The organism is Thermus thermophilus (assembly GCF_019974155.1).
Classification (GTDB): Bacteria; Deinococcota; Deinococci; order Deinococcales; family Thermaceae; genus Thermus; species Thermus thermophilus_C.
The window spans coordinates 823,211-845,494 of sequence record NZ_AP025158.1; the positions used below are offsets into that span (position 1 = coordinate 823,211).

Annotated in this window: 26 protein-coding genes and 1 pseudogene; 14 read left to right on the forward strand and 13 right to left on the reverse strand. The window is 69.6% G+C overall.

Translation table 11 applies throughout. The features are described 5' to 3' along the window. Positions 1 to 175: 175 nt before the first annotated feature. The 8 genes and pseudogenes from TthTMY_RS04495 (at position 176) to TthTMY_RS04530 (ending at position 8,003) form a co-directional block, all read left to right on the forward strand. On the forward strand, positions 176 to 703 hold the full coding sequence (locus tag TthTMY_RS04495; protein WP_223903126.1) for a winged helix-turn-helix domain-containing protein: 528 nt from the start codon (positions 176 to 178) through the stop codon (positions 701 to 703). Between the two features lie 68 nt (positions 704 to 771). Beyond that, complete coding sequence (locus TthTMY_RS04500) at positions 772 to 1,248, forward strand: IS630 family transposase (protein WP_229365135.1); 477 nt, start codon at positions 772 to 774, stop codon at positions 1,246 to 1,248. Positions 1,249 to 1,354: 106 nt separating this feature from the next. After that, positions 1,355 to 1,609, forward strand: a pseudogene (locus TthTMY_RS04505) (chromosome partitioning protein ParB); the annotation flags it as partial. A 308-nt stretch (positions 1,610 to 1,917) separates the two neighbouring features. Continuing rightward, on the forward strand, positions 1,918 to 3,519 hold the full coding sequence (locus TthTMY_RS04510; RefSeq protein ID WP_223903468.1) for an acyl-CoA dehydrogenase family protein: 1,602 nt from the start codon (positions 1,918 to 1,920) through the stop codon (positions 3,517 to 3,519). A gap of 220 nt (positions 3,520 to 3,739) precedes the next feature. Beyond that, the gene (locus TthTMY_RS04515; RefSeq protein ID WP_096410433.1) at positions 3,740 to 5,170 is read left to right on the forward strand and encodes a glycoside hydrolase family 36 protein; all 1,431 of its coding nucleotides are present in this window, start codon (positions 3,740 to 3,742) and stop codon (positions 5,168 to 5,170) included. Beyond that, complete coding sequence (gene galT, locus TthTMY_RS04520) at positions 5,154 to 6,203, forward strand: galactose-1-phosphate uridylyltransferase (RefSeq protein WP_096410434.1); 1,050 nt, start codon at positions 5,154 to 5,156, stop codon at positions 6,201 to 6,203. The genes TthTMY_RS04515 and galT overlap by 17 nt, the downstream gene beginning before the upstream one ends. Before the next feature lie 79 nt (positions 6,204 to 6,282). After that, complete coding sequence (locus TthTMY_RS04525) at positions 6,283 to 7,059, forward strand: tryptophan-rich sensory protein (RefSeq protein ID WP_096410435.1); 777 nt, start codon at positions 6,283 to 6,285, stop codon at positions 7,057 to 7,059. Beyond that, the gene (locus TthTMY_RS04530; protein WP_096410436.1) at positions 7,056 to 8,003 is read left to right on the forward strand and encodes a YbgA family protein; all 948 of its coding nucleotides are present in this window, start codon (positions 7,056 to 7,058) and stop codon (positions 8,001 to 8,003) included. Before TthTMY_RS04525 ends, TthTMY_RS04530 begins: the two co-directional genes overlap by 4 nt. Here the strand turns inward: TthTMY_RS04530 and hepT are convergent. The 13 genes from hepT to TthTMY_RS04595 form a co-directional block, all read right to left on the reverse strand. Continuing rightward, positions 8,000 to 8,413, reverse strand: coding sequence for a type VII toxin-antitoxin system HepT family RNase toxin (gene hepT / locus TthTMY_RS04535; protein ID WP_014630573.1), 414 nt, complete (start codon positions 8,411 to 8,413; stop codon positions 8,000 to 8,002). The two genes, TthTMY_RS04530 and hepT, sit on opposite strands and share 4 nt — an antisense overlap. Then, entirely contained in the window at positions 8,400 to 8,792 is a 393-nt protein-coding gene (gene mntA, locus TthTMY_RS04540; RefSeq protein ID WP_014511244.1) for a type VII toxin-antitoxin system MntA family adenylyltransferase antitoxin, read from the reverse strand. The genes hepT and mntA overlap by 14 nt, the downstream gene beginning before the upstream one ends. 9 nt (positions 8,793 to 8,801) lie before the next feature. Continuing rightward, the gene (gene fni / locus TthTMY_RS04545; RefSeq protein WP_096410437.1) at positions 8,802 to 9,800 is read right to left on the reverse strand and encodes a type 2 isopentenyl-diphosphate Delta-isomerase; all 999 of its coding nucleotides are present in this window, start codon (positions 9,798 to 9,800) and stop codon (positions 8,802 to 8,804) included. Then, complete coding sequence (gene crtI / locus TthTMY_RS04550; RefSeq protein ID WP_223903469.1) at positions 9,797 to 11,365, reverse strand: phytoene desaturase family protein; 1,569 nt, start codon at positions 11,363 to 11,365, stop codon at positions 9,797 to 9,799. Before crtI ends, fni begins: the two co-directional genes overlap by 4 nt. 97 nt (positions 11,366 to 11,462) lie before the next feature. Continuing rightward, complete coding sequence (locus tag TthTMY_RS04555; RefSeq protein WP_229365148.1) at positions 11,463 to 11,855, reverse strand: type II toxin-antitoxin system VapC family toxin; 393 nt, start codon at positions 11,853 to 11,855, stop codon at positions 11,463 to 11,465. A gap of 20 nt (positions 11,856 to 11,875) precedes the next feature. Continuing rightward, complete coding sequence (locus TthTMY_RS04560) at positions 11,876 to 12,136, reverse strand: type II toxin-antitoxin system Phd/YefM family antitoxin (RefSeq protein ID WP_223903470.1); 261 nt, start codon at positions 12,134 to 12,136, stop codon at positions 11,876 to 11,878. Between the two features lie 53 nt (positions 12,137 to 12,189). Continuing rightward, positions 12,190 to 13,212 (reverse strand): glycosyltransferase, encoded by a 1,023-nt coding sequence (locus TthTMY_RS04565; protein WP_223903471.1) that lies wholly within the window; start codon positions 13,210 to 13,212, stop codon positions 12,190 to 12,192. Further along, entirely contained in the window at positions 13,209 to 13,880 is a 672-nt protein-coding gene (locus tag TthTMY_RS04570) for a lysophospholipid acyltransferase family protein (RefSeq protein WP_096410440.1), read from the reverse strand. The genes TthTMY_RS04565 and TthTMY_RS04570 overlap by 4 nt, the downstream gene beginning before the upstream one ends. Before the next feature lie 4 nt (positions 13,881 to 13,884). Further along, positions 13,885 to 14,583 (reverse strand): lycopene cyclase domain-containing protein, encoded by a 699-nt coding sequence (locus TthTMY_RS04575; protein ID WP_096410441.1) that lies wholly within the window; start codon positions 14,581 to 14,583, stop codon positions 13,885 to 13,887. Next, positions 14,580 to 15,749 (reverse strand): cytochrome P450, encoded by a 1,170-nt coding sequence (locus tag TthTMY_RS04580; protein ID WP_096410442.1) that lies wholly within the window; start codon positions 15,747 to 15,749, stop codon positions 14,580 to 14,582. Before TthTMY_RS04580 ends, TthTMY_RS04575 begins: the two co-directional genes overlap by 4 nt. Before the next feature lie 9 nt (positions 15,750 to 15,758). Then, positions 15,759 to 15,938, reverse strand: coding sequence for a hypothetical protein (locus tag TthTMY_RS04585; protein ID WP_096410443.1), 180 nt, complete (start codon positions 15,936 to 15,938; stop codon positions 15,759 to 15,761). A 45-nt stretch (positions 15,939 to 15,983) separates the two neighbouring features. Continuing rightward, positions 15,984 to 17,246, reverse strand: coding sequence for a deoxyribodipyrimidine photo-lyase (gene phr / locus TthTMY_RS04590; protein WP_223903472.1), 1,263 nt, complete (start codon positions 17,244 to 17,246; stop codon positions 15,984 to 15,986). Further along, on the reverse strand, positions 17,246 to 18,097 hold the full coding sequence (locus TthTMY_RS04595) for a phytoene/squalene synthase family protein (protein ID WP_096410444.1): 852 nt from the start codon (positions 18,095 to 18,097) through the stop codon (positions 17,246 to 17,248). The genes phr and TthTMY_RS04595 overlap by 1 nt, the downstream gene beginning before the upstream one ends. Before the next feature lie 109 nt (positions 18,098 to 18,206). Here TthTMY_RS04595 and TthTMY_RS04600 point away from each other — a divergent pair, with 109 nt between their 5' ends. The 6 genes from TthTMY_RS04600 (at position 18,207) to TthTMY_RS04620 (ending at position 22,267) form a co-directional block, all read left to right on the forward strand. Further along, the gene (locus TthTMY_RS04600) at positions 18,207 to 19,064 is read left to right on the forward strand and encodes a MerR family transcriptional regulator (protein WP_096410445.1); all 858 of its coding nucleotides are present in this window, start codon (positions 18,207 to 18,209) and stop codon (positions 19,062 to 19,064) included. Further along, positions 19,061 to 19,648 (forward strand): helix-turn-helix domain-containing protein, encoded by a 588-nt coding sequence (locus TthTMY_RS04605; protein ID WP_096410446.1) that lies wholly within the window; start codon positions 19,061 to 19,063, stop codon positions 19,646 to 19,648. Before TthTMY_RS04600 ends, TthTMY_RS04605 begins: the two co-directional genes overlap by 4 nt. Beyond that, the gene (locus TthTMY_RS04610) at positions 19,649 to 20,512 is read left to right on the forward strand and encodes a complex I NDUFA9 subunit family protein (protein ID WP_096410447.1); all 864 of its coding nucleotides are present in this window, start codon (positions 19,649 to 19,651) and stop codon (positions 20,510 to 20,512) included. 161 nt (positions 20,513 to 20,673) lie between these two features. After that, positions 20,674 to 20,907, forward strand: coding sequence for a DUF6883 domain-containing protein (locus tag TthTMY_RS11900; protein ID WP_324615482.1), 234 nt, complete (start codon positions 20,674 to 20,676; stop codon positions 20,905 to 20,907). Then, on the forward strand, positions 20,904 to 21,122 hold the full coding sequence (locus TthTMY_RS04615) for a DUF4926 domain-containing protein (RefSeq protein WP_172844608.1): 219 nt from the start codon (positions 20,904 to 20,906) through the stop codon (positions 21,120 to 21,122). The genes TthTMY_RS11900 and TthTMY_RS04615 overlap by 4 nt, the downstream gene beginning before the upstream one ends. Positions 21,123 to 21,349: 227 nt before the next feature. After that, positions 21,350 to 22,267 (forward strand): MBL fold metallo-hydrolase, encoded by a 918-nt coding sequence (locus TthTMY_RS04620; RefSeq protein WP_223903473.1) that lies wholly within the window; start codon positions 21,350 to 21,352, stop codon positions 22,265 to 22,267. Positions 22,268 to 22,284 lie beyond the last annotated feature (17 nt).

Here is a 22,284-nt window from a genome sequence, read left to right on the forward strand (position 1 = left end):
GTAGGCTTTTCCCTTATCACGAGAACGTCGCGCTGGCCGTGTCCTCTTCTACGAGTGGCCTGGGAGCACTGGGGAACAGGATCAGGAGAATTTCTTATCACCCCTCAAGGATACCACTCTTTTACGACAGCCTCTGATAAGAACTCCCCCTGGGTTTTTCTCTTAGTATGGGGTCATGCGGCTGACCAAACACCAACGCCGCCCCCGGCTGGAACTCAAGCTGCGGCATCACCCGGACAACCTGCACGCCCTCTACCGGGAAAGCGAAGACCCCGTGGAACGCGCCCGCTGGCACGCCATCTGGCTCCTCGCCACAGGCCACTCCATCCCCCAGGTGGCCCAGACCCTGGGCTACTCCACCCGCTGGGTCCGCAACACCCTCCACCGCTACAACGAAGGCCAGCCCATGGCCGACCTCCGGCACCAAAACCCAGGCCAGCCCCCCTTGCTCTCCCCGGAGCTTCAGGAAGCCTTCCGCCAGGCCCTCCTCCAGCCCCATCCCCAGGACGGGATATGGACGATAAGGAACGCCGCCCTGTGGCTCTCGGAGAGGCTGGGCCGTCCCGTGGACCCCAGGCGGGCCTGGACCTGGATGAAGCGCCTGGGCTTCGCCCCCCTCCGCCCCCGTCCCCGGCACCGGGAGAGGGACGTGGAAGAGGGGGAGGCCTTCAAAAAAAACTCTTCTTCACCGTTGTCCTCCTGAAGTGCCTCTTCCCCTGGCTTGTCCTGGAGCTTTGGGCTTTTGACGAACACAGGTTGGGCCTGAAGCCCGTGTACCGGCGGGTGTGGGCGCCCCGGGGGAAGACGCCCCTGGCCTGGGTGCGGCCGCGGTACCGGTGGCTTTACGTGTACGGCTTCGTGCGTCCGGGTACAGGGGAGAGCGAGTTTTGGCTTTTGCCCACGGTGAACGCTGTGGTCTTCTCGGAGGTGCTAAGGCGCTTTGCCCGGTTGCGTGGGGCTGGGGAGGGGAAGCTTTTGCTTTTGGTCTTGGACCGGGCGGGGTGGCACGTGTCGGGGCGGGTGGAGGTGCCGGAGGGGGTGGGTTTGGTCTTCCTGCCGCCCTACTCTCCCGAGCTCCAACCCGTGGAGCGGGTGTGGCCTCTGGTGGACGCGGTGGTGGCCAACGGGCGGGTGGAGACGGAGGAGGAGCTTTGGGCGAGGGTGGAGGCCCGGTGCGCCTACCTGCAGACCCAGCCGGGCCTGATTCGGAGCCATACCCTCTTTCACTGGTGGCCGGGAGGATGCTGAGGGAATGGATCAGGGGGATTTCTTATGAGGTTTGATGGCGGGCTTTTACGACAGCCTCTGAGCCCGCCGCCCGCTACCGGGGTGTGGAGGAATCCAAATCCTCTGCGAGGAGACCATAGGGGTCCTTGCCCTCCTATCGGAAGACTTGGGGAGGTCCGCCGAGGAAGCGGTGGCCCTCCCCCACCGGATGCAGAACGAGAGGAGGGGGAAAGCTACCCATAACGTTATGGGTAGCCCTGAGGCCCGGAGGGTGGAGGAGGCCTTCAAGACGTTGGGCCGCATGACCTGGGGAAGCTTTGTCCAGGCCCCTCTTCCCCTCCTCTTCCTCCCCGAGGACCAGAAGGGGAGCCTTTCCTTGGGGGAGGGCGAGGTCCGGGTGGGGGAGTCTAGGAGCGGGGAAAAGCCTCTCCGCCATGGCCCGGTATTGTTGGGGGGAAGCGCGGAGGCTTCTGGCCTGCCTGGGGGTTCCTCGGGGTATCGGAAGACTTGGGGAGGTGGTTCCTTTACCGAATGCGGGACGGGGCGAGGAGGAGGGTTCCCCAGAACGTTTTGGGGGCCTCGAGGCCCTTAAGGTGGGCTCAGCGTTCCGGCCCCATGGCTTGGGACGCCCTGTGGGAGCCTTTTTCTGCGTTTTTGAACCGGGTATAATGCCTTTCAACGGGGGGGCTAATGGAGTGGATCTCGTACGCCTACGGCAAGAACCACTACGAGGCGGACCCGGAGCTTAGGGACCTCCTCCGCCACTTCTGGCCCGGGGCGCGGGAGAAGGAGGCGGAGCTCCTCGCCTGGGGCGCCTACATGGGGCGGGAGGTCTACGAGGCCGCCTACCACATTGACCAGGACGCGGGTCCCGAGCTCGTCATGCACGACCTGGACGGGAAGCGGGTGGACCGGGTGCGCCTGTCGCCCGTGCAGCGGGAAGTGCTCAAGCGCCTGCGCCCGATCGTCCGCCCGCCCTACGAGGGAGGGAGCTGGCACCACCACTTCGCCCTGGGCTACCTCCTGGCCGACGGCGGGCTCTACTGCATCCTCACCATTACCCACCAGGTGGCCTACCCCATCCACAAGTACGCCCCCGGGCTCGCCTCTTGGAAGGAGCAGGTCCTCTACGGGGAGGCCTTTGGGGCCACCTGGATGACGGAGATCCAGGGGGGAAGCGACCTCGGGGCGAACCGCACCGTGGCCCGCAGGGAAGGGGAGGTCTGGCGCCTTTACGGGGGGGACAAGTACTTCGCCTCGGGGGCGGGTCTTGCCGATGTGGCCTTGGTGACGGCGCGGCCCGAGGGGGCGCCCCCTGGCCCCAAGGGACTGGCCCTCTTCCTCCTGCCCAGGCTGGACCGCGAGGGGCGCCTGAACTACCGGGTGCGCCGCCTCAAGCGGAAAAGCGGCACCCGAGCCGTGCCCTCGGGGGAGGTGGAGCTGGAGGGGAGCGAGGCCTATCTCATCGGCCGGGCGGAGGAGGGGATCTACTACACCCTGGAGACCCTCACCGTCGCCCGCCTGGCCAACGCCATCGCCGCCATGGGGATTGCCGCCAAGGCCCTCTTGGAGACGCGGGAGCGGGTGCGGCGGCGGCAGAGCTTCGGGAGGTTCCTCGCGGACCATCCCCTGGTGCGCTACGACCTCCTGGACCTCGCCGTGCGCCAGGCAGGGGGGCTGGCTTTGGCCCTGGCGGCGGTGGAGGCCTTTGACCGGGCCTGGCACGAGAGGCCCCCTTATGGCGAGGCTTACCACCTGGCCCGCTTCCTTTCCCACCTGGCGAAGAACCGCACCGCCGAGCACAGCGCCGAGATCACCCGCCTGGCCATGGAGCTCTTCGGAGGGCTGGGCTTCCTGGAGGAGTACGCCGTGGCCCGCTGGCACAGGGAGTCCCTGATCACTCCCATCTGGGAGGGGCCGAGCAACATCCAGGCCCTGGACCTCCTGGAGGCCATGCAGAAGAAGGGGGCCCATAGGCCCTTCCTCGCCTGGCTGGAGGCGCGTCTGGAGGGGCGGGGCGAGGAGGCCGAGGGGGTCTTGGCGGCCGCCCGCAAGACCCTGGACCGCCTCGCCGCCCTCGAGCCCGAGGCCGCCCAGTTCTCGGCCAAGACGGCCCTGAGGCGCCTGGCGGACGCCGCGGCGGTGGCGGGCCTCCTCGAGGCGAGCGCCACCGCCGGGCCCCGCTACCGGGAGCTCGCCGGGCTTTACGCCCGCCGCTTCCTCCTCGGGGAGGACTATCCGCCTGAGGCCCTGGGCGTGCGGGTGTTGTACCTGCCCGAGGGCGGGGCGTGAGGCCGCCCTGGCCCCCACCTTCCTCCTCGCTCTTCTCGGCCTCGCCGCCCCGGCCGCCCTCCCTTGGGTTCTGGCGCAGCGCCTGCCTTGAGGGCCTTGGTAGCTTGGGCATAGGAACGGCTTGGCCTGGGGGAGGCTTCGCCTCCGGATAGGGGAGAGGTGCCCACGTGGGGCCTCGAGGCCGGGCGGGGTGGGGTACCCTGGGCGGCAGGGAGGAAAGATGAGGCTGAGCCTAGGAGGAGTGGAGGTTTTCCTCTCGGCGGACGGCCTAGAAGAGGCCCCGGGGGGAGTGCGCCTTTGGGGCAGGGAGGTGCGGGTCTTTCCCCCTTTCCCCGCCAAGGGGTTCTTCCGCCACGGCTGGCAGAGCTGGAGCCTCGCCGCCTGGGTGGACCCCGCTCAGGCCCCCACGCCCCTTCTCCCCGAGGCGCGCCGCCCCCAGGCGGATGACCCCTTCCTCCTGGAGGCCGGGGCGTGGTGGGGAAGCGGCCTGGGGGCCCTTAGGGGGCCCGATGGGAGGGTGCTCCTCCTCGGCGCCCTGGACCTTGGGGCGCGGGTCCTGGGCCGGGGGGACCTCCTCCTTGGCCGCTACGCCGGGGAAGGCGGGGCCTGGTTCCTGGCCTACGGCGAGGAAGAGGAGGTCTTTTCCGCCTACGCCCGGCTTCTCCCCAGGCGCCTTTCCGGGAGGCCCCCCAGGGTGTGGTGCTCCTGGTACAGCTTCTACACGGGGATTAGCGAGGACCTCCTTCTTCGGGTTCTGGACGAGGTGGCGGCCTTTCCTTTTGAGGTCTTCCAGGTGGACGACGGCTGGCAGCGGGCCCTGGGGGACTGGGAGCCCAACGAGCGCTTTCCCCGGGGCATGGCCTACCTGGCCCAGCGGGTCCGGGAAAGGGGCTTGAGGGCTGGGCTTTGGCTCGCCCCCTTTCTGGTCACGGCGGATAGCCTCCTCTTCCAAAGGCGGCCCGACTGGGTTCTTCGGGACGAGGAGGGGAGGCCCGTGCGGGCGGGCTTCAACTGGGGGAAGCCCCTCTACGCCCTGGACCCTGGGAACGAGGAGGTGGTGGAGTGGGCCGCGGGCCTCGTGCGCAAGGCCCTCGCCTGGGGGTATGACTACCTGAAGCTGGACTTCCTCTACGCCGCTGCCCTCCCGGGGGCCGAGGGGGAGGCCCGCTACCGGAGGGCCATGGCCCGCCTGCGGGAGGCGGCGAAAGAGGCCTACCTCCTCTTCTGCGGGGCCCCCGTCCTCGCCTCCCTGGGCCTCGCCGATGGCCTCCGGGTAGGCCCGGACGTGGCCCCCTACTGGGACAACGAGGACCGCTCCATATGGCTTTCCGACCCCACGGGGCCGGGCCTCAAGAACGCCCTCCGCTCCACCCTCCACCGCCTCTGGCTCATGGAGAACGTCCATGTGGACCCCGATGTGGTCTTTTTCCGCACCCGCTTTAACCTGCTTTCCCCCGAGGAGATGCGGCTTCAGGAGGCCTTGGCCCACTTCACCGGCTTCAAGGCCACTTCCGATCCGCCCTCGTGGCTTCTTGCGGAGGAGAGGGCGCGCCTTCAGGCCTTCCTCGCCCGGGAGGTCCCGGCGCGGCGCCTCGGTCCCTACCGCTTTAGGGTAGGGGAGGAGGAGGTGGACTATGCCGCCCTTCTATAAGCGCCTCCACAGGAAGGCCGACGGGAGGGAACTCCTCCTCTACAGCCTGAACCCCCTCGAGGACCCCCCCCTCCCCGAACACGCCGAGCCCTTCCGCCCCGCCCCCCACCTCCGCTACCACCCCTTGAGGGGGGAGTGGGTGGTCTACGCCGCCCACCGCCAGGAGCGCACCTTCCTCCCTCCCAAGGAGCACTGCCCCTTGTGCCCGAGCCGGGAAGGGGGCTTTCCCACGGAGATCCCCTTCCCCTCCTTCCAGGTGGCCGTCTTTGAGAACCGCTTCCCCTCCTTCGTGGGGGAAGCCCCTCCCCCTCCCGAGGGGCTTCCCGTGCCTGTGGGGGAGGCTATGGGGCGGTGCGAGGTGGTGGTCTACACCCCGGCCCACGTGGGAAGCCTCGCCACCCTTGGGGAGGAAGAGCGGCTCCTCCTCGCCTGGGCCTGGCGGGACCGGTACCAGGCCCTCTACGCCCTTCCCGGGGTGCGCTTCGTCATGCCCTTTGAGAACCGGGGGGAGGCGGTGGGGGTGACCCTCCACCACCCCCACGGCCAGATCTACGCCTACCCCTTCGTGCCCCCCGTCCTGGAGCGGGAGGGCCAGGCCTTCCGGGAAAGGCCCGTGCTCCTTGAGCTTTTCCCCAAGCTTGGGCCCTACGTGGTGGACGAGGAGGAGGGCTTCCTCGCCTTCGTCCCCCCCTTCGCCCGCTACCCCTTTGAGGTCTGGGTGGCCCCCGTGGAGAGGCACCCCGGCCCCTGGACCTTCTCCGAGGGGGAGATGGCGGCCTTCGCCAGGATTTTGGGCCGGGTGGTGGCCCGGTACGACGCCCTCTATGGGGAGCCTTTCCCTTACGTCATGGTCTTCCACGCCGCGCCCTTGGGGGAGGAGCGCACCTTCCACTTCCACGTGGAGTTCTACCCCCCAAGGCGCACCCGGGACAAGCTCAAGTTCCTGGCGGGGACGGAGCTCGGGGCGGGGACCTTCGTGGTGGACGCCCTGCCCGAGGAGACCGCGAAGGCCCTTAGGGCGGCGCTGCCGTGACGGCCAAAGCCCAGGCGTGGGGCGTCCTGGGGTGGGGACTTTGCCCTAGAGTACAAACCCGTTCTTCGTGAAACATAGAATGCAAAGGGTGAAAGCGGCTCCGAAGGCGCTCCTCCCGTGGCTCGCGTTGCTCAGCGCCCTGGCGACCATCGCGGTCAACGCCGCCGCCAACGCCCTTCCCCTGAACGGCCTTAATACCGGGGAGATCTCCGACCGGTTTGGGGTCTACTTCGTCCCGGCGGGGTACGTCTTTGCGGCGTGGGGCCTGATTTACGTGGGGATTCTGGCGTTCTCCGTCCACCAGCTCCGCCCCGCGGTGAGGGACGATCCCAGGCTGGCCGGGGTGCGCCCCTGGTTCCTCGTCTCCAACCTGGCCAATGCGGCCTGGGTCTTCCTCTGGCATTACGAGCGGTTTCCCCTCACCCTTTTGGCCATGGGCGCGCTTCTGGCCTCGCTTCTTGCCATCTACCTCCACCTGCGGCGTGGGCTGGGGCCCTCGAGTCCCTGGGAGCGTTGGCTTGTGGACGCGCCCTTCAGCCTCTACCTGGGCTGGATCTCCTTGGCCGCCGTCGCGAACGTCACCGCGGTTCTGGACTACGCGGGATGGTCCGGCTGGGGGCTTTCCCAGGAGGCGTGGATGGGCGTCGCCCTCGTCCTGGCGTGGGCCCTGGCCCTTCGCGAACGGGACGGGGTGTTTGTGGCCATCCTCCTTTGGGCCCTCGTGGGCATCGGCGTGCGCTTCCCTAGCAGCGGCTTCGTGACCCTGGCCACCTGGGGCGCGGCGCTTCTCGTGGGCCTCGCCTTCGCCGCCGCCCTCAGGGGCATGGCGGGGCGGCCCTCCGGGGGGTACCGATGAGCCCAGGGGCGTGGCCCAGGCCCCGCGTCGTGGTGAGCGCTTGCCTGGGCTTCGCCGCGGTGCGCTACTCGGGGGAGCTCATCCCCGACAAGGTGGTGGCGGCCCTGAAGGCGCACGTGGACTTCCTCCCCGTCTGCCCGGAGGTGGAGATCGGCCTCGGGGTGCCGAGGCCCGTGGTGCGCCTGGTGCGGGGGGAGGAGGGTCCGAGGATGGTCCAGCCCAAGACGGGGGAGGACCTCACGGAGAGGATGCGGGCCTTCAGCCTGGGCTTCCTCCAGGGCCTTGGGGAGGTGGAGGGCTTCCTCCTCAAGAACCGCTCCCCCTCCTGCGCCCTGAAGGACGCCAAGCGCTACGCCCACGCCGAAGGGGGCGGGGTGGTGGGGAAAGGCCCCGGGCTTTTCGCCAAGGCGGTGGAGGAGGCCTTCCCCCTCCTTCCCAAGGAGGACGAGGGGAGGCTCACCAACCCCCGCATCCGGGCCCACTTCTTCACCCGCATCTTCGCCTTGGCCCGGCTTCGGCGGGTGGAGGACCTCCCCGGCCTCATGGCCTTCCACGCCCGCTACAAGCTCCTCCTCCTGGCCTACAGCCAGAAGGAGGCGAGGGCCTTGGGCCGCCTCCTCGCCGGGGCCCAGGGGAGGCCCTTTCCCGAGGTCCGTGGGGCCTACGAGGAGGGGTTCTTGCGGGCCACGGAGAGGCTTTGGCGCCTCGGGGCCATGGCCGACGCCCTCCTCCACGCCCTCGGCTACTTCAAGAAGGCCCTCACCCCAAAGGAGAAGGCCCACTTCCTGGACCTCCTTGCGGATTTCCGCGAGGAGCGCCTGCCCCTCGAGGCTCCCCTGGCCCTCCTCGCCTCCTGGGCCCGGCGCTTCGCCGAGCCCTACGTGGAGGCCCAAGCCCTCCTGGAGCCGTATCCCCGGGCGCTGATGCACGTCCCCGGGGCCTAGAGGAACCGGGCGAAGACCCGGCCCAGGGCCTCGAGGTCCTGAAGGTTTTCCCGGAGCACCCGGTGGACGATGCGGCGGTCTATGTCCAGGTACTCGTGCACCAAGAGGTTACGGAAGCCGATCATCCGCCGCCACCTTTCTGCTAGGGCCTCGTCCACGTACCCCTGGGCCAGGAAGAGGTCCACGAGGTCGCGGGCTCTCTCAAAGGGGCCTAGACCTTCGTCGGCGGCCACGTGGGCGGCCATGTCGGTCAGGGCCTCTATGGCGAGCTGGAGAAAGCGCTCTGCGGCCCCGTAACGCTCGGGATTTTCCAGAAACTCCTCCAGGGTGTAACGGGAGAGGTCCCGGAGGATGCGGAGGTAGGCCTCCAGGTGGGAAAGCCTGCGCCTAAGGATCTCAGGACGGGTCAAGCCACCTCCGTTTTATGGCCTCCCGCTGGACCCGGAGGAGGGGCTCGGTGTCCCACCATTCCCGGGCCACGCGGGAGACGTAGCTTCCGAGGTCAAAACCTTCGCGGAGAAAGACGGGCTTCCCCATCACGGCGAGGAAGGCGAGAAGGGGCGGGGCCCGGTGGAGGAGGACCAGGTCCACCCGTTCCAGCCCCGCTTCCACCAGGGCCCCCAGGACCTCGAGGGTGGGGTCGGGCTCCTCCGGGGAGAGGAGGAGGGCGAGGTCCCAGTCGCTGTCTGCCCGCGCCCTTCCCTCGGCGCGGGAGCCGAAGAGGAAGGCGGCCTGGACCTGGGGAAAGCGGGCGAGGACTTCGCGAAGGCTTTCTTCCGGGGCCCTCACGCCTCCAGTCTACACCCGCTCCACCCGCCCCCGGGCTTCCCTCGGGTTCCTCGCCCCGATGGCGAAGAGGGCGGTCCTGAGCTCCTCCAGGTAGTCCTGAATCCAGGCCGCCACCCGTTCCGCCCCCTCCAGGGCGGGCCTGAGGAGGGGGCGGGCCACCGCCAGGAGGTCCGCCCCCAGGGCCAGGGCCTTGGCCCCGTCCGTCCCCGTGTAGACCCCTCCGGAGGCCACGAGGGGGAGGTGGGGCAGGACCTCCCGCACCTCGAGGATGGCCCTCGCCGTGGGGATCCCGATCTCGCAGAGCTCCGGGTGGCGCACCTCCCCGAAGCGCACCCACTCCTCCACCCGGGCCCAGCTCGTTCCCCCGGCCCCGGCCACGTCCACCGCCGCCAGGGGGAGGTCCCGTAGGGCCAGGGCCGCCTCCCGGGAGAGGCCGTGCCCCACCTCCTTCACCATCACGGGGAAGGGTAGGGGAAGGAGTTCGGCGAGCCTCTCCAAAAGGCCCCGGAAGTCCGTGTCCCCCCGCTGCACCGCCTCCTGCAGGGGGTTCACGTGGAAGGCGAGGGCGTCCGCCTCCAGCATCTCCACGAGCCGGAGGAGGTCGTCCCGCCCGTAGCGCCTGAGCTGGGCGAGGCCCAGGTTGGCGATGAGGAGCGCCTTTGGGGCCACCTTGCGCACCCTAAAGCTCCTTAGGGCCTCGGGGCGCTCCAGGACGATCCTGCCCGAGCCCAGCATCATCCCCACCCCTAAGGCCTCCGCGGCCTCCGCCAGGGCCAGGTTGATCCTCTCCCCGTTTTCCTCCCCCCCGGTCATGGCCCCGATGAGGAAGGGGGCCTTCAGGGTCTTCCCCAGGAAGGGGGTGGTGAGGTCCACCTCGCTTAGGGCGAGGCCCGCCAGGGCCTGGTAGCGGAGGCGGAAGCCCTCGAGGCCCGTGGTGGTCTTCTGGTAGGCCACCTCTTCCCGGAGGCAGGCCTCGAGGTGCTTCCGCTTCCTCTCCCGGATGTTCACCCCCGCGCCTCCACAAGGCCCTTGGGGGCCTTTTCCAGGCCCAGGTCGTGGGCGATGAGCCGGGCCGTGATCTTGGCGGACATCATCACGCTGGGGAGCCCCGCCCCCGGCTGGTAGCTCTGCCCCACCAGGTAGAGCCCCTTCACGTCCTCGGAGCGGTTCTTGGGGCGGAAGGAGGCCGTCTGCCAGAGCACAGGCTCCGGGCCGAAGGCGTTGCCCAGGTGGCTATTCAGGGTCCACTGGAAGTAGTCCGGGGTGATGAAGTGGGTGTAGACCAGGCGGTCCATGAGCCCGGGGAGGTACCCCGCCTCGTCCAGGTACCGGAGGGCCTTCTCCAGGTAGAGGGGGCCAAGCCTCCCCCAGTCCAGGCCGCTCCCGTTGTGGGGCACGGGGACCAGGGTGTAGGCGGCGTGGTGCCCCGGGGGGGCTAAGGAGGGGTCGGTGAGGGTGGGGAGGTGGAGGTAGTGGGCGAAGTCCTCGGGGAGGGTCTTCCGCTGGAAGATGTCCCGGAGAAGCCCCTCGTAGCGGTGGGAGAAGAGGACGTTGTGGTGCTTTAGCCTTTCCCCCTCGTCCCCCCGGGCCTTGAAGCCGAAGTAGGCCACGAAGAGGCTCATGGAAAGCCTCGTGCGCTTGAGGCGCCAGTCGCCGTTCCAGGTGCGGTCCTCGGGGGCGAGGAGCTCGCCGTAGGTGTGGACGTAGTCGGCGTTGGAGACCACGAGGTCGGCCTCCAGCTTCTCCCCGTCCTGGAGGACCACCCCCACGGCCCGCCGCCCCTTGGTGAGGATGCGGCGCACGGGGGCGTTGTACCGGATTTGCCCGCCGAGCTCCTCCAGCTTCCGGACGAGCCCCCGCACCAGGGCCCCCGTCCCCCCCATGGCGAAGTGCACCCCCCAGCGCCGCTCCACGAAGTGGATCATGGCGTAGAGGGCGGGCACCTGCAGGGGGTTCCCCCCGATGAGGAGGGGCTCAAAGGAGAAGATCTGCCGGGTCTTGGGGCTCTTGAAGTAACGGGAGACCACGCTAAAAAGGGGCCGCACCGCGTCCAGGCGGAGGAGGTCCGGGGCCACCTTGAGGAGGTCCAGGAGGCTTCCGAAGTGGGTGAAGCCGAGCTCTAAAAAGCCCTTCTGGAAGAGGGCCTTGGCGTGGGCCTCAAAGCGGCGGTAGCCCTCGAGGTCCTCCGGGGCGAGGCGGGCGATCTCCCCCTCCAGGTGCGCGGGGTCGTCCTTGTAGTCAAAGTGGGTGCCGTCCGGGAAGTGGAGGCGGTAGAAGGGGTCCACGGGGACGAGCTTCACGTAGCGCTCCGTGTGCTTAAGCCCTTCCTCCTCTGGGAAGTCGGGGTAGAGCCTGGGGTCGCCGGGCCTCGTGGCGAAGAGGTCCTCCAGGAAGGGGGGGACGGTGATCACCGTGGGCCCCATGTCAAAGGTGAAGCCCTCCGCCCGGTGGACGAAGGCCCTTCCCCCGGGGCCGTCCAGTTTTTCCAGGACCAGGACCTGAAGGCCCATGGCGGCGAGGCGGATGGCCGCCGAGAGCCCCCCCACCCCGCTTCCGATGACGATGGCCCGCATGAGGAGGAGTCTACCAGGCCACTCCCCCGCTGAGTTGGGCCTGGCCCACACAGGGATTGCCCCGGGGGAGAAGGTGGGCCTGTGAGGCTGCCTAGGGTTACCCTTCCCAGGGGTTCGCGAGGGGCACGGGGACGTGGCGGAAGTCCTCGGTGTTCCGGGTGACCAGGGTCAGGCCGTGCCGTAGGGCCGTGGCCGCCAGCATGGCGTCTAGGGGAGAGAGGGGCTTGCCCTCCCTCATGGCCTTTCCGGTGAGCTCGCCCCAGAGTTCCATCACCTCGGCGTCCAGGGGAAGGATCCGCCCCGAGAAGCTTGCCTTCAGCCCCGAGAGCCATCGGCTGAGGGTGGCCCTTCGGGCCTCCGGGGCCCGGGCCACCCCCTGGACCAGTTCGCCCAAGGTGAGGGCGGAGAGGTACGCCTCCCCCACTTTAAGGTGGCGCAGGAAGGCCACCACCTTGGGGTGAGGCCGCCGCTTGACGGCCTCGGAGACCACGTTGGTGTCCAGCAGGTACCTCAGAAGTCCACCTCCCGGAAGCCCGTCTTTTGCCTTTGGAAGAGGGCTTCCACCTCCTCATTGGGGAGGGTCTTGGGGGGTCTTAGGGCCTCGAGGACCGAGGCCTCTTCCCCCGCGAGGCGGGCGTAGGTCTCCCAGTCCAGCACCACCACCGCCTTCTTGCCCCGCCGGAGGACGAGCTGGGGCTCCCCCTTGAGGGCCCGCTCCACCACCTCGGAGAAGCGGGCTTTGGCCTCTTGGAGTTGCCAGATGGCCTTCACCCCCTCAGGGTAAACGGAAAAGACCGGTCTGTCTAGTTCAGAGGCCACGCCCCCTACACCTTCCGCCCCTTCCAGCGCCTTCCCGGGAGGAGGGCCAGGAGGTAGACGGGGAGGAGGAGAAGGGGGGCGAGGGGCGTGAGGAGGGCGGGCCAGAGGGGCCCCCCGAGGGCCTTCTGCACCCAAAGCCGCTCCAGAAGGCCCATAAGCCCAAGTTCCCAACGCCCAAAGAGCCAAGGCAGGGTGTAGAGGGCGAGGTGGTAAAAGGCCGAGCCCAGGAGGACGGCGGGGTTCTTCAGGTGGACCGCCAGGAAGTTCTTCGCGAAGCCCGCCACCGCCTCCCCATAGCCCCGGTACATCCGCGCCCGGAAAAGCCCCCTGCCCAGGAAGAGGCCGTAGGTCCGTGCCCTTCGGGCCAGGGCCACGTCCTCCAGGACCTCCCCCTTCACCGCCTTGTGCCCCCCGAGGGCGAGGTAGGCCGCCCTGCGGAAGGCCAGGACCTGGCCGTTCGCCACCCGTAGCCTTTCCAGAAGGGGGTGGGGGAGGAAGGAGAGGAGCCCGTGCATCACGAAGGCCACCAGGGCGCCCTCCCTAAGGCCCACCTCCTGCCGGGGGAGGGCGGAGACCATCTCCTTCCCCTGAAGGGCCTCCAGAAGCCCCCCCAAGGCCCCCTCCTCCCAGAGGACGTCGGCGTCGGTGAAGACCAAGACCTCTCCCCGCGCCGCCCGGGCGAGCTGGAAGCAGGCCCAGTTCTTCCCCGTCCAGCCCGGGGGCAGGGGGGCGCCCCGGAGGAGGCGGAAGGCGGGGTGGTGCCCCGCCGCCTCCAGGGCGGCCTGGGCGGTGCCGTCCTCGGAGAGGTCGTCCAGGACGAGGACCTCGAGGGCCCCCTGCCGGAGGAGGGCGGGGAGGGTCCTCTTTAGGTTTTCCGCCTCGTTCCGGGCCGGCACGAGAATGGAGGCCGTGGGCCTCGGGGGCGTGGGGCGGGGCCTTAGGCGGGGGAAGGCGAGGAGGTTATAGAGAAGGGCGAGCCACCTCAGGAGGAGGAAGAGGAAGACCCCGAAGAAGAAGTCCCCCGTCATGGCCGAAAGAGCCTCACCAGGGGAAGCACCCTTTCCTCCAGGCTCCGCCTCCCCCGAAGCACCTCCTGGAAGCCCTCCGGCACCTCCCGGGGGTGGGTTTGGGCGAGGAGGGCGTCCAGCCCCTGGAGAAGCCCCCCCAGGGCCCCGGCCTCCTTGGGGGGGATGGGCTTCCCGATCCAGACGAAGGCCTCGGGGTGCTCGTACCCCCGGAGGGCCACCCTTAAGGCCACGGGGAGGAGGGGAACCCCCGCCTTTTCCGCAAGCCAAGAAGCCCCTTCCTTAAGAGGCCCCAGGGGCCCCGGGTAGCGCATGGCCCCCTCGGGGAAGAGGGCCACCCACTCCCCCCGCCTAAGCCTCCGCAGGGCCTCCCGCACCCGCCCCGCCTCCAAGGCCCCCACAAGCTTCAGCACGGGGAAGGCCCGCAGGTTCTCCTCGGCCACAAGGAGGCTTAGGGGCCTCCGGTAGAGCCTCCCCAGAAGCCAAACCAGGTGGCCGTCAAAGAAGCCGTGGTGGTTCAGGACGAGGACCAGGGGGCCCGCGGGCGCCTCCCCCCTCAGGTAGACCCCCCGGAGGCTCCCCTTGAGGCTTCGCAGGAGGAGGGCCTCCACCACGAGGCCCAGGGCCTTGCCCGTGGGCCTGTCCTTCAGGCGTTCCCAGAGGTCGGCCACGGGGTTATCTTAGGCGCCTCAGGGCCTCGGGGTGCCAGGCGAGGAGGAGGCCCTGGACCACGGCCAGGTTGGTGAAGAGGAAGAAGGCCATCTCCTCCAGGGGAAGCCCGAAGGCCCCAAGGCCTAGGGTGTACTGGGGGGAGATCCACCAGATCCCCTCCCGGATGGCCCAGGCGTCGGCGAACCAGAGGTAGAGGGTGGGGAGGCCCGCCCCGAGGAGGAGGGCCCGCCGCCAGCCCCAGAGGAGGTCTCCCCCGAAGGCCCACTGCAGGACGAAGACGGGGGCGAAGTAGGCGAGGATGAGCCCCAGGTAAAGCCCCTTCCCCCCGAGGGCGAGGAGGAGGACCCCCAGGGCGGCCACGAGGAGCCACACCCCGCCCCCCACCACCCGGGCGAGGCCCCGCCCCGCCGAAGGCGGCGCCCCCGCCACCCGGTGGAGGAAGGCCCCGGTGAGGAGGGGCTGGAGGAGGAAGAAGAGGTACTCCTCCAGGGGCACGTACCCGAGGCGCAGGAGCACCCTCCCTTCCGGGTAGCCCCAGACCCCCCGCCACACCAGGTAGTTGTCCCAGGGGGTGGTGTAGAGGAGGGCGATGAGGGGCATGAGGAGGTAGGCCCAGAGCCTAGGGGGCCGGGGAAGGCCCGTGGCCAGGAGGAGGAGAAGGGGCGGGAGGAGGAAGACGAGGTGGAAGGCCAGGTAGGTCACGCCCGCACCCCCTCTCTGGGCCGCGCGGGAAGCCCGCCCTCGGGCCTCAAGGTGACCTGGGCGAGGACCCGGGGGAAGGGGAGGGGGTCTAGGCGGAAGCGGCGGAAGAAGGCCTGCAGGACGATGGGGCCCTCGAGGAGGGCGAAGTCCCGCCCCAGGCAGAGCCTCTGCCCTAGGCCGAAGGGGAAGTAGCGCCCGGAAGGGGTCCCCCTTTCCTCCAGGAAGCGCTCGGGCCGGAAGGCCTCCCCATCGGGGAAGTAGAGCCTCTGGGTCACGTAAGGGGAGAGGACCAAGGTGGTGCCCGCGGGAAGCCGGTCCCCTCCCAGGGAGAGGGGGCTTTCCAGCCTCCGGGTGAGGACCCAGGCGGGGGGGAAGAGCCTCAGGGCCTCCTGGAAGGCGGCGAGGGCCATGGCCTCGTCCTCCGCCACCTTCTCCTGCCAGTCGGGGCGGTGGGAGAGGAGGAGAAAGGACCAGGTGAGGGCGCTCGCCACCGTCTCGTGGCCCGCCACCAGGAGGGTCACCGCCTCGCTTAAGGCCCGTTCCCGGGGGAGGTGGGAGAGGGGCGGGTGGGCGATGAGCCCTTCCGCCTCGCGGTAGAGGGCGGCCCGGTCCTTCCGGAAGCGGGCCTCGGCGGGGAGGTCCAGGAGGGCCAGGGGGCTTCGGGTCTGGGCCATGATCCGGTCCAGGGCCCTAAGGGCGTGCTCCGCGAGGCTTGGGGAGAGGGGCTTCCCGAAGAGGGCCCGCCCGAGGAGGCGCAGGGAGAGGGCGAGCATCTCCCGGTCCAGGTCCCGCTCCTCCCCCCGCCACTCCCCGAAGAAGGCCCGGGCCTCCTCCTCCATGGCCTCCCGGTAGGCCCTGACCGCCTTGGGCAGGAAGGGGTCCTTGAGGGCCTTGCGGGCCTCCTTCCAGCTTTTCCCCCAGTCGGTGAGGAGGCCCCTTCCCGTGAGGCGGGAGAGGGCCCGGTACTGGAAGGTGGCCTTGGTGGTCCCCTCGGCGAGGAGCGCCCCCTCCACCCCCTCGGGGTCAAAGACCAGGGCCAAGGGGAAGCCCGGCAGGGGAACGAGGAGCCGGGGGTGGGCCCGGCCCCACTCCAGGAGGACGGAGAGGGGGTCTTGCTGGAGGTTTCTTAGGTAGGGCTGGACCTCCCTCAGGGAGAGGCGCTTCATGGGAGCATCTTAACGGCGCACCAGGGGGCAGTACCCCGAGCGGGCCATGAGGAGGGCGAGGATGCCTAAGCCTCCGAAGAGGAGCTTCTCGGGGCGGAGGAGGGCGAGGAGGAGGAAGAGGGCCGCCAGGGCGTAGCGGAAGAGGGCGATGGCCTTGAGGGCCTTTTCCGGGTCCTTCACCTTGAACATGCCCGCACTCTACCGGGGAGGCCCCTCCCAGGAGTGTACCCCCGCCTACCCTCGGGGGAGGCCCTTCGCCAGGCGCAGGTAGCGCCTCCTCGCCTCCTCCAGGTCCACCACGGGGTCCTTGGGGGCGTAGGAGGGGTACTCCGGGGCCCAGCGCTTGAGCCAACGCCCCTCGGGGTCGTGCCGTTCCCCTTGGGCCACCAGGTTGAAGACCCGGAAGTAGGGGGCGGCGTCCACCCCAAGCCCTCCCGCCCACTGCCAGCCCTGGAGGTTCACCGCCCGGTCCCCGTCCAGGAGGAGGTGGCGGAAGGCCTCCTCCGCCCTCCTCCAGGGGAGGAGGAGGTACTTCACCGCGAACTGGGCCACGGCCATGCGGGCCCGGTTGGAGAGGAAGCCCGTGGCCCTTAGCTCCCGCATGGCGGCGTCCACCAGGGGGACCCCCGTCTTCCCCTCGTACCAGGCCTGAAAGAGGGCCTCGTCCTCCTCCCAGGGGAAGGCCTGGAACCTCGGGTCCAGGGGCCTTTCCGCCATCCAGGGGAAGTGGTAGAGGAGGTGGTAGGAGAAGTCCCGCCAAAGGAGCTCGGCCACCCACTTCCTCGCCCCCTCCCCGCCCCGCCTCTCCGCCTCCCAGGCGGCAAGCCTCGGGGAGAGGGCCCCCAGGGCGAAGTAGGGGGAAAGCCTCGAGCCCCCCTCCCCGTCCAGCCGGTCCCGTTCCTCGGCGTAGCGGGGAAGCTTGGCCTCGAGGAAGCCCCAAAGCCGCCTCAAGGCCGCCTCCTCCCCCGGCTCGGGGAGGGGAAGCCCCGGGTCTTCCCGGGGGATCTCCCCCTCCTCCGGCCCCTTAGGCAGGGCCTCGGGAGGGGAAAGGGGCGGGTCGGCCCCCCGGTAGAGGCGGCTAAAGGGGGTGTAGACCCGGTAGGGCTTGGGGAGGTCGGGGGGGAGGAGGTGGGGGGCGGGGAGGAGGTGGAGGGGGACGGGAAGGGCCTCGGCCACCCGGGCGTCCCGGTGGCGGCCATAGGGGGTGTAGCTTTTCAGGGCGTAGACCCCTTGGGCCTTAAGCCTCCTCGCCGCCTCGGGCACCTTCTCCCAAGGGAGGCCCTCCAGGACCCAAAGGGCCCCGCCCCGGGCCCGGTAGGCCTCCCTAAGGGCCCGGACGTTCTCCAGGAACCAGGCCCGCCGCCTCGGGGTGGTCTTCAGGTTGTTGGGGTCCAGGACCACGAGGCCCACCACCGGCCCCCGGGCCAGGGCCTCCAGGAGGGCCGGGTGGTCGTGGAGGCGGAGGTCGCCCCGGTGCCAGACGAGAAAGGGGCCCATCAGGGGCTTCCCTCCGGCCTTGGGGGAAAACGGGCGGTGAGGAGAGCCTTGGGGACGAGAAGGACCCGTTCCCAGGCCTTGAGGTGGGCCCGCCTTCCCAGGTTGTCGTAGCCCGAGAGCCTGAGCTTGTCCAGGATCCCCCGGTACTGCAAGGCGGCAAGGGCGATGGCCGCCCGGCCCACCTTGAGGTGGCCCAGGCCCGTAAGCCCCTCCCGGTAGAGGGCCCGGGCCTTACCCTCCAGGTGGGCCATGAGGGCGCGGTACCCCGGGGTGATGCGCCCCGCCATAAGGTCGCTCAGGCGCACCCCGTAGGCTTCCAGGAGCTCCATGGGCAGGTAGACCCGGTCCCGCTCCAGGTCCTCCCCCACGTCCCGGAGGATGTTGGTGAGCTGCAGGGCCTGGCCCAGCTGGATCGCCCGGGCCTCCGCCTCCCCATCCCCCCCGGCGATGGGGGTCATCATCCGCCCCACGGTGCCCGCCACCTGGTAGCAGTAGCGGAGGAGCTCTTCCTCTGTCCTGAGCCGCACGGGGCCGAGGTCGGTTTGGAAGCCCTCCCGCATGTGGGCGAAGGCCTCAAAGGGGATGTCCCAGCGCTCCAGGGCCCAGGCGAGGCCCTTCTCCCACTCGGCGAGGGGCCTTCCCCGGTAGGCCCGCTCCACTCCTGCCCACCAGGCCTCTAGGGCCTTGGGGCCCCCGCCCTCCCCGTCCACCGCCTCGTCCCCCAGGCGGCAGGCGGCGTAGACCGCCCAGGCCCCCTTGCGGGCCTCCTTGGGGAAGAGGAGGCTTCCCAGGTAGAAGGTGGCGGAGTGGGCCCGGAGGATCCGGAGGAGGGCTTTCCAATCGGGCTCCATACTGAGCTCAGTTTCAGTGTACCCCTTTTACGGGACTTTTGTCCCGCCCACACTCGGCCAAGCTGTACAAGACCTTGACAGGAGTTGTACAACCTGCTACCCTTAGGCCATGACCTCCTCCGGGGTGTACAGCATCGCCGAGGTGGAGGCCATGACCGGCCTCTCCGCCGAGGTGCTCCGCCAGTGGGAGCGCCGCTACGGCTTCCCCAAGCCCCGGCGTACCCCGGGAGGGCACCGCCTCTACAGCGCGGAAGACGTGGAGGCCCTGAAGACCATCAAGCGCTGGCTGGAGGAGGGGGCCACGCCCCAAGCCGCCATCCGCCGCTACCTGGCCCAGAAGCTGCCCCCTGAGAACCTGGGGACCGGCCTCCTCGAGGCCCTCCTCCGGGGGGACCTCGCCGGGGCCGAGGCCTTCTTCCGCCGGGGGCTTAGGTTTTGGGGCCCGGAGGGCGTCCTGGAGCACCTCCTCCTCCCCGTCCTCCGGGAGGTGGGGGAGGCCTGGCACCGGGGGGAGATGGGGGTGGCGGAGGAGCACCTGGCCTCCACCTTCCTCCGGGCAAGGCTCCAGGAGCTTTTGGACCTCGCAGGCTCCCCCCCCGGGCCCCCCGTCCTCGTCACCACCCCTCCCGGGGAGCGGCACGAGATCGGGGCCATGCTCGCCGCCTACCACCTCCGCCGCAAGGGGGTCCCGGCCCTCTACCTCGGCCCCGACACCCCTCTGCCCGACCTCAGGGCCTTGGCCCGGCGGCTCGGGGCAAGAGCGGTGGTCCTTTCCGCCCTCCTCTCTGAGCCTTTAAGGGCCCTCCCCGATGGGGCCCTTAAGGACCTCGCCCCGCGGGTCTTCCTCGGGGGGCAGGGGGCGGGGCCGGAGGAGGCCAGGAGGCTTGGCGCCGAGTACTTGGGGACCCTGGAGGACCTCGCCGAGGCGCTTTGGTCTCGTAGGGGGTCAGAAAAGGAGGCGATATGAAGGGTTTTGCCCGGAAGGAAGTCATCTACCTGAGGGGAGAGGAGGCCCGCACCCTCTACCGGCTGGAAAAGGGCCTGGTGCGGGTAGTGGAGCTCCTTCCCGACGGCCGCCTCATCACCCTGCGCCACGTTCTTCCCGGGGACTACTTCGGGGAGGAGGCCCTGGAGGGGAAGGCCTACCGCTACACCGCCGAGGCCATGACGGACGTGGTGGTCCAGGAGCTGGACCCCGGGGCCATGGACCACGAGGCCCTGCACCGGGTGGTCCGAAACCTCGCCCGGCAGATGCGCCGGGTCCAGGCCTACGAGGCCCACCTGCAGACGGGGGAGCTTCGCGCCCGCATCGCCCGCTACCTCCTCTTCCTGGCGGACACCCCGCTTTCGGCCCGGGACAGGCAGGGCATCTACGTCACCGTCTCCCACGAGGACATCGCCGAAGCCACCGCCTCCATCCGGGAATCCGTTTCCAAGGTCCTCGCCGACCTCCGCCGGGAGGGGCTCATCCTTACCGCCTACCGCAGGATCTACCTCCTGGACCTCGCCGCCTTGGAGCAGGAGGCGGGCGGCGTCCTGGAAGCGGCCTGAATGCGGGTCTTCGTCGTCGGCGGAACGGGCTTCGTGGGCCAGGAGGTGGTGCGCCGCCTTCTCCTTCGGGGCCACACCCCCCTGGTCCTCGCCCGCAGGTCCAGGCCCCTGCCCCAGGGGGCGGTCCTCGTGGAAGGGGACATCGCCCGGGAGGTGCCGGACCTCGAGGGGGCGGAGGCCGCCGTTTACCTCGCGGGGATCATTCGGGAAAGGGACCAGACCTTCCGGGCGGTGCACGTGGAGGGGGTGAGGAACCTCCTGAAGGCCATGGAACGGGCCGGGGTGGGCCGCCTCCTCCACATGTCCGCCCTGGGGGCAAGGCCAAACGCCCCAAGCCGTTACCACCGGACCAAGGCTGAAGGGGAGGCCCTGGTGCGCCAAAGCGGCCTGAGCCACGCCATCTTCCGCCCAAGCCTCATCTTCGGCCCCGGGGACGAGTTCTTCGGCGGGGTCTTGAGGGGCCTCGTCTGCGCCCCCCTCCCCTTCGTCCCCCTCATTGGGGACGGGAGCTTTCCTTTCCGGCCCGTGTACGTGGGGGACGTGGCGGAGGCCTTCGTGGGGGCCTTGGAGCGGGGCCTCGAGGGGACCTACGACCTGGTGGGGCCTAAGGAGTATACCTTCCGCGAGCTCCTCCAGCTGGTGATGGAGGTCCTGGGGCGGAGGAAGCCCTTTCTTTCCCTTCCCCTTTGGCTCATGGACCGCCTCGTGCCCCTCCTTTCCCCCTTGCCCATAAGCCCCCTTACCCTGGACCAGTACCTCATGCTCAAGGAAGGGAACACCGCCCCCTTCCCCGAGGCCCTAAGGGAGCTTCTGCCCGCGCCCCAGGCCCTGGAGGAGGTCTTGCCCCGGTACCTTCGCTGTTAAGGTTTAGCTCCTCGGGGTGAAGAAGAGGGGTTTGCCCATAGAGGGAAGGGGACGCGGTAAGCTTCCTTCGTGGACTTCTTTGTCCCTAGGGCCAGGATCACGGAGTACCTCCTCAACCCCAAACATCCCGAGGGGGAAGCAAGGCCCGCTTCTTCACGGCGCTGGGTTTTTCCCCGGGTAATCCCGAGGCCCTGGAAAGGGCTTTGCTCCGCCATGCCGAGGAGGCGGAGGAGGTGGCCCGCAGACCAGGCTTCCTGGGCGAGGGCCTGGTGCTGGTCCTTAGGGGTCCCCTTCGCGGCCCTAGGCGGGAGGTTTTTTTGCAGAGCGTTTGGTACCTTGAGAAGGAGGGTGCGGCGGCCCGTCTGGTGACGGCCTATCCCTGGAGGGGGCGATGATCCGGGAGCACGAGTTGGTGGTCCTGAAGCGGGACAAGGAGGAGTGGGGCCTCGAGGCCGGGAACGTGGGGACCGTGGTCCTGGTCTACCCCCACGGGGGGTACGTGGTGGAGTTCGTGGACCACGAAGGGAACACTTTGGCCCTTCTGGACCTGGCGGAGGAGGAGGTGGCGCCCCTGAGGGGCCCCGCCCTCCTGCGGGCCAAGAGCGCTTGAGGGAAAGCCTGTAGGCCCGGCTCCCCGTGGCGGTGCCCAGCTTCTTCTTCCTCACAGGTGAAGCCCCTACCTTGAGGCCGAGCCTGCCCGAGCGGTATGGGATGCCCGAATGAGGCTGGGGAAGCTTCCTTCGGGCCCCGGGGGTGCTTAGAGGCCGCCACCAAGGTGAACTGGGGCACGCTTCCAGGCCCCGGTCAGGGTTATCCTGCCCGCAAAGGAGGTGGCGAGTGGACCGCAGGCGTTTCCTCACCGGTGCGGGGCTTTTTTTGGCGGCGGGAGGCCTTTCCTTGGGCCGGGCCCAGGGGCGCGCGCCCAAGGGGGTGAACGGGGGCGGCTTTTACCGCTTCCGGGTAGGGGAGATCCAGGCGGTGGTCCTCTCCGACGGCCAGTCCCCTCCAGGCCCCCTCCTCCCCAACTGGGGGGCGAACCCGGAGCTCCAGGAGGACTTCCGCAGGACGCTCGTGGAGAACTTCCTGGATCCGGAGGCCACCCGCAACAACTTCAACCCGGTGCTCCTGGACCTGGGGGAGGCCAGGCTCCTCGTGGACACGGGGAGGGGTGCGGGAAGTGGGGGGCGGCTCCTCGCCCACCTGGAGCTTGCCGGCTACCTTCCCGAGGACATCACCCACGTCTTCCTCACCCACGGCCACCCCGACCACATCGGGGGGCTGGTGGACGGGGAGGGGCGGCCCGTCTTCCCCAAGGCGGAGCACCTCATGGGCCGGGTGGACCTGGAGTTCTGGCTTCAGAACCCCTCGCCCGCGGTGCAAAGGGCCCTCGTGCCCTTAAAGGAGCGCATCCGGCCCGTGGAGGACGGCGAGGAGATCCTCCCGGGGGTGCGGGCCGTGGCCTCCTTCGGCCACACCCCGGGGCACATGAGCCTCGAGGCCACCTCCCAGGGAAAGAGGTTCTTCATTTTCGGGGATGCGGCGGGCCACTACCTCCTCTCCCTCCGCTTCCCCCAGGCCTACCTGGGCTTTGACATGGACAAGGCGCAGGTGGTGCGGACCCGGGCCCGCCTCTTCCAGAAGGTCTCCGAGGAGCGGAGCCTCATCACCGCCTACCACTTCCCCTGGCCCGCCGTTGGGTACATCCGCCGGGAAGGGGAGGGCTACGCCTTCGTCCCGGCCTTCTTTGAGTTTTAGGGCCTCTTCCCGGGACC

Bases quoted from the DNA above. Each gene is read 5' to 3' on its own strand.
- TthTMY_RS04525 (WP_096410435.1), top strand. From the start codon at position 6,283: ATGCAAAGGGTGAAAGCGGCTCCGAAGGCGCTCCTCCCGTGGCTCGCG.
- crtI (WP_223903469.1), bottom strand. From the start codon at position 11,365: ATGCGGGCCATCGTCATCGGAAGCGGGGTGGGGGGGCTCTCGGCGGCC.
- TthTMY_RS04510 (WP_223903468.1), top strand. From the start codon at position 1,918: ATGGAGTGGATCTCGTACGCCTACGGCAAGAACCACTACGAGGCGGAC.
- TthTMY_RS04515 (WP_096410433.1), top strand. From the start codon at position 3,740: ATGAGGCTGAGCCTAGGAGGAGTGGAGGTTTTCCTCTCGGCGGACGGC.
- TthTMY_RS04600 (WP_096410445.1), top strand. From the start codon at position 18,207: ATGACCTCCTCCGGGGTGTACAGCATCGCCGAGGTGGAGGCCATGACC.
- TthTMY_RS04595 (WP_096410444.1), bottom strand. From the start codon at position 18,097: ATGGAGCCCGATTGGAAAGCCCTCCTCCGGATCCTCCGGGCCCACTCC.
- TthTMY_RS04565 (WP_223903471.1), bottom strand. From the start codon at position 13,212: ATGACGGGGGACTTCTTCTTCGGGGTCTTCCTCTTCCTCCTCCTGAGG.
- TthTMY_RS04615 (WP_172844608.1), top strand. From the start codon at position 20,904: ATGATCCGGGAGCACGAGTTGGTGGTCCTGAAGCGGGACAAGGAGGAG.
- TthTMY_RS04530 (WP_096410436.1), top strand. From the start codon at position 7,056: ATGAGCCCAGGGGCGTGGCCCAGGCCCCGCGTCGTGGTGAGCGCTTGC.
- TthTMY_RS04605 (WP_096410446.1), top strand. From the start codon at position 19,061: ATGAAGGGTTTTGCCCGGAAGGAAGTCATCTACCTGAGGGGAGAGGAG.
- TthTMY_RS04495 (WP_223903126.1), top strand. From the start codon at position 176: ATGCGGCTGACCAAACACCAACGCCGCCCCCGGCTGGAACTCAAGCTG.
- galT (WP_096410434.1), top strand. From the start codon at position 5,154: ATGCCGCCCTTCTATAAGCGCCTCCACAGGAAGGCCGACGGGAGGGAA.
- TthTMY_RS04580 (WP_096410442.1), bottom strand. From the start codon at position 15,749: ATGAAGCGCCTCTCCCTGAGGGAGGTCCAGCCCTACCTAAGAAACCTC.
- TthTMY_RS04610 (WP_096410447.1), top strand. From the start codon at position 19,649: ATGCGGGTCTTCGTCGTCGGCGGAACGGGCTTCGTGGGCCAGGAGGTG.
- TthTMY_RS04585 (WP_096410443.1), bottom strand. From the start codon at position 15,938: ATGTTCAAGGTGAAGGACCCGGAAAAGGCCCTCAAGGCCATCGCCCTC.
- phr (WP_223903472.1), bottom strand. From the start codon at position 17,246: ATGGGCCCCTTTCTCGTCTGGCACCGGGGCGACCTCCGCCTCCACGAC.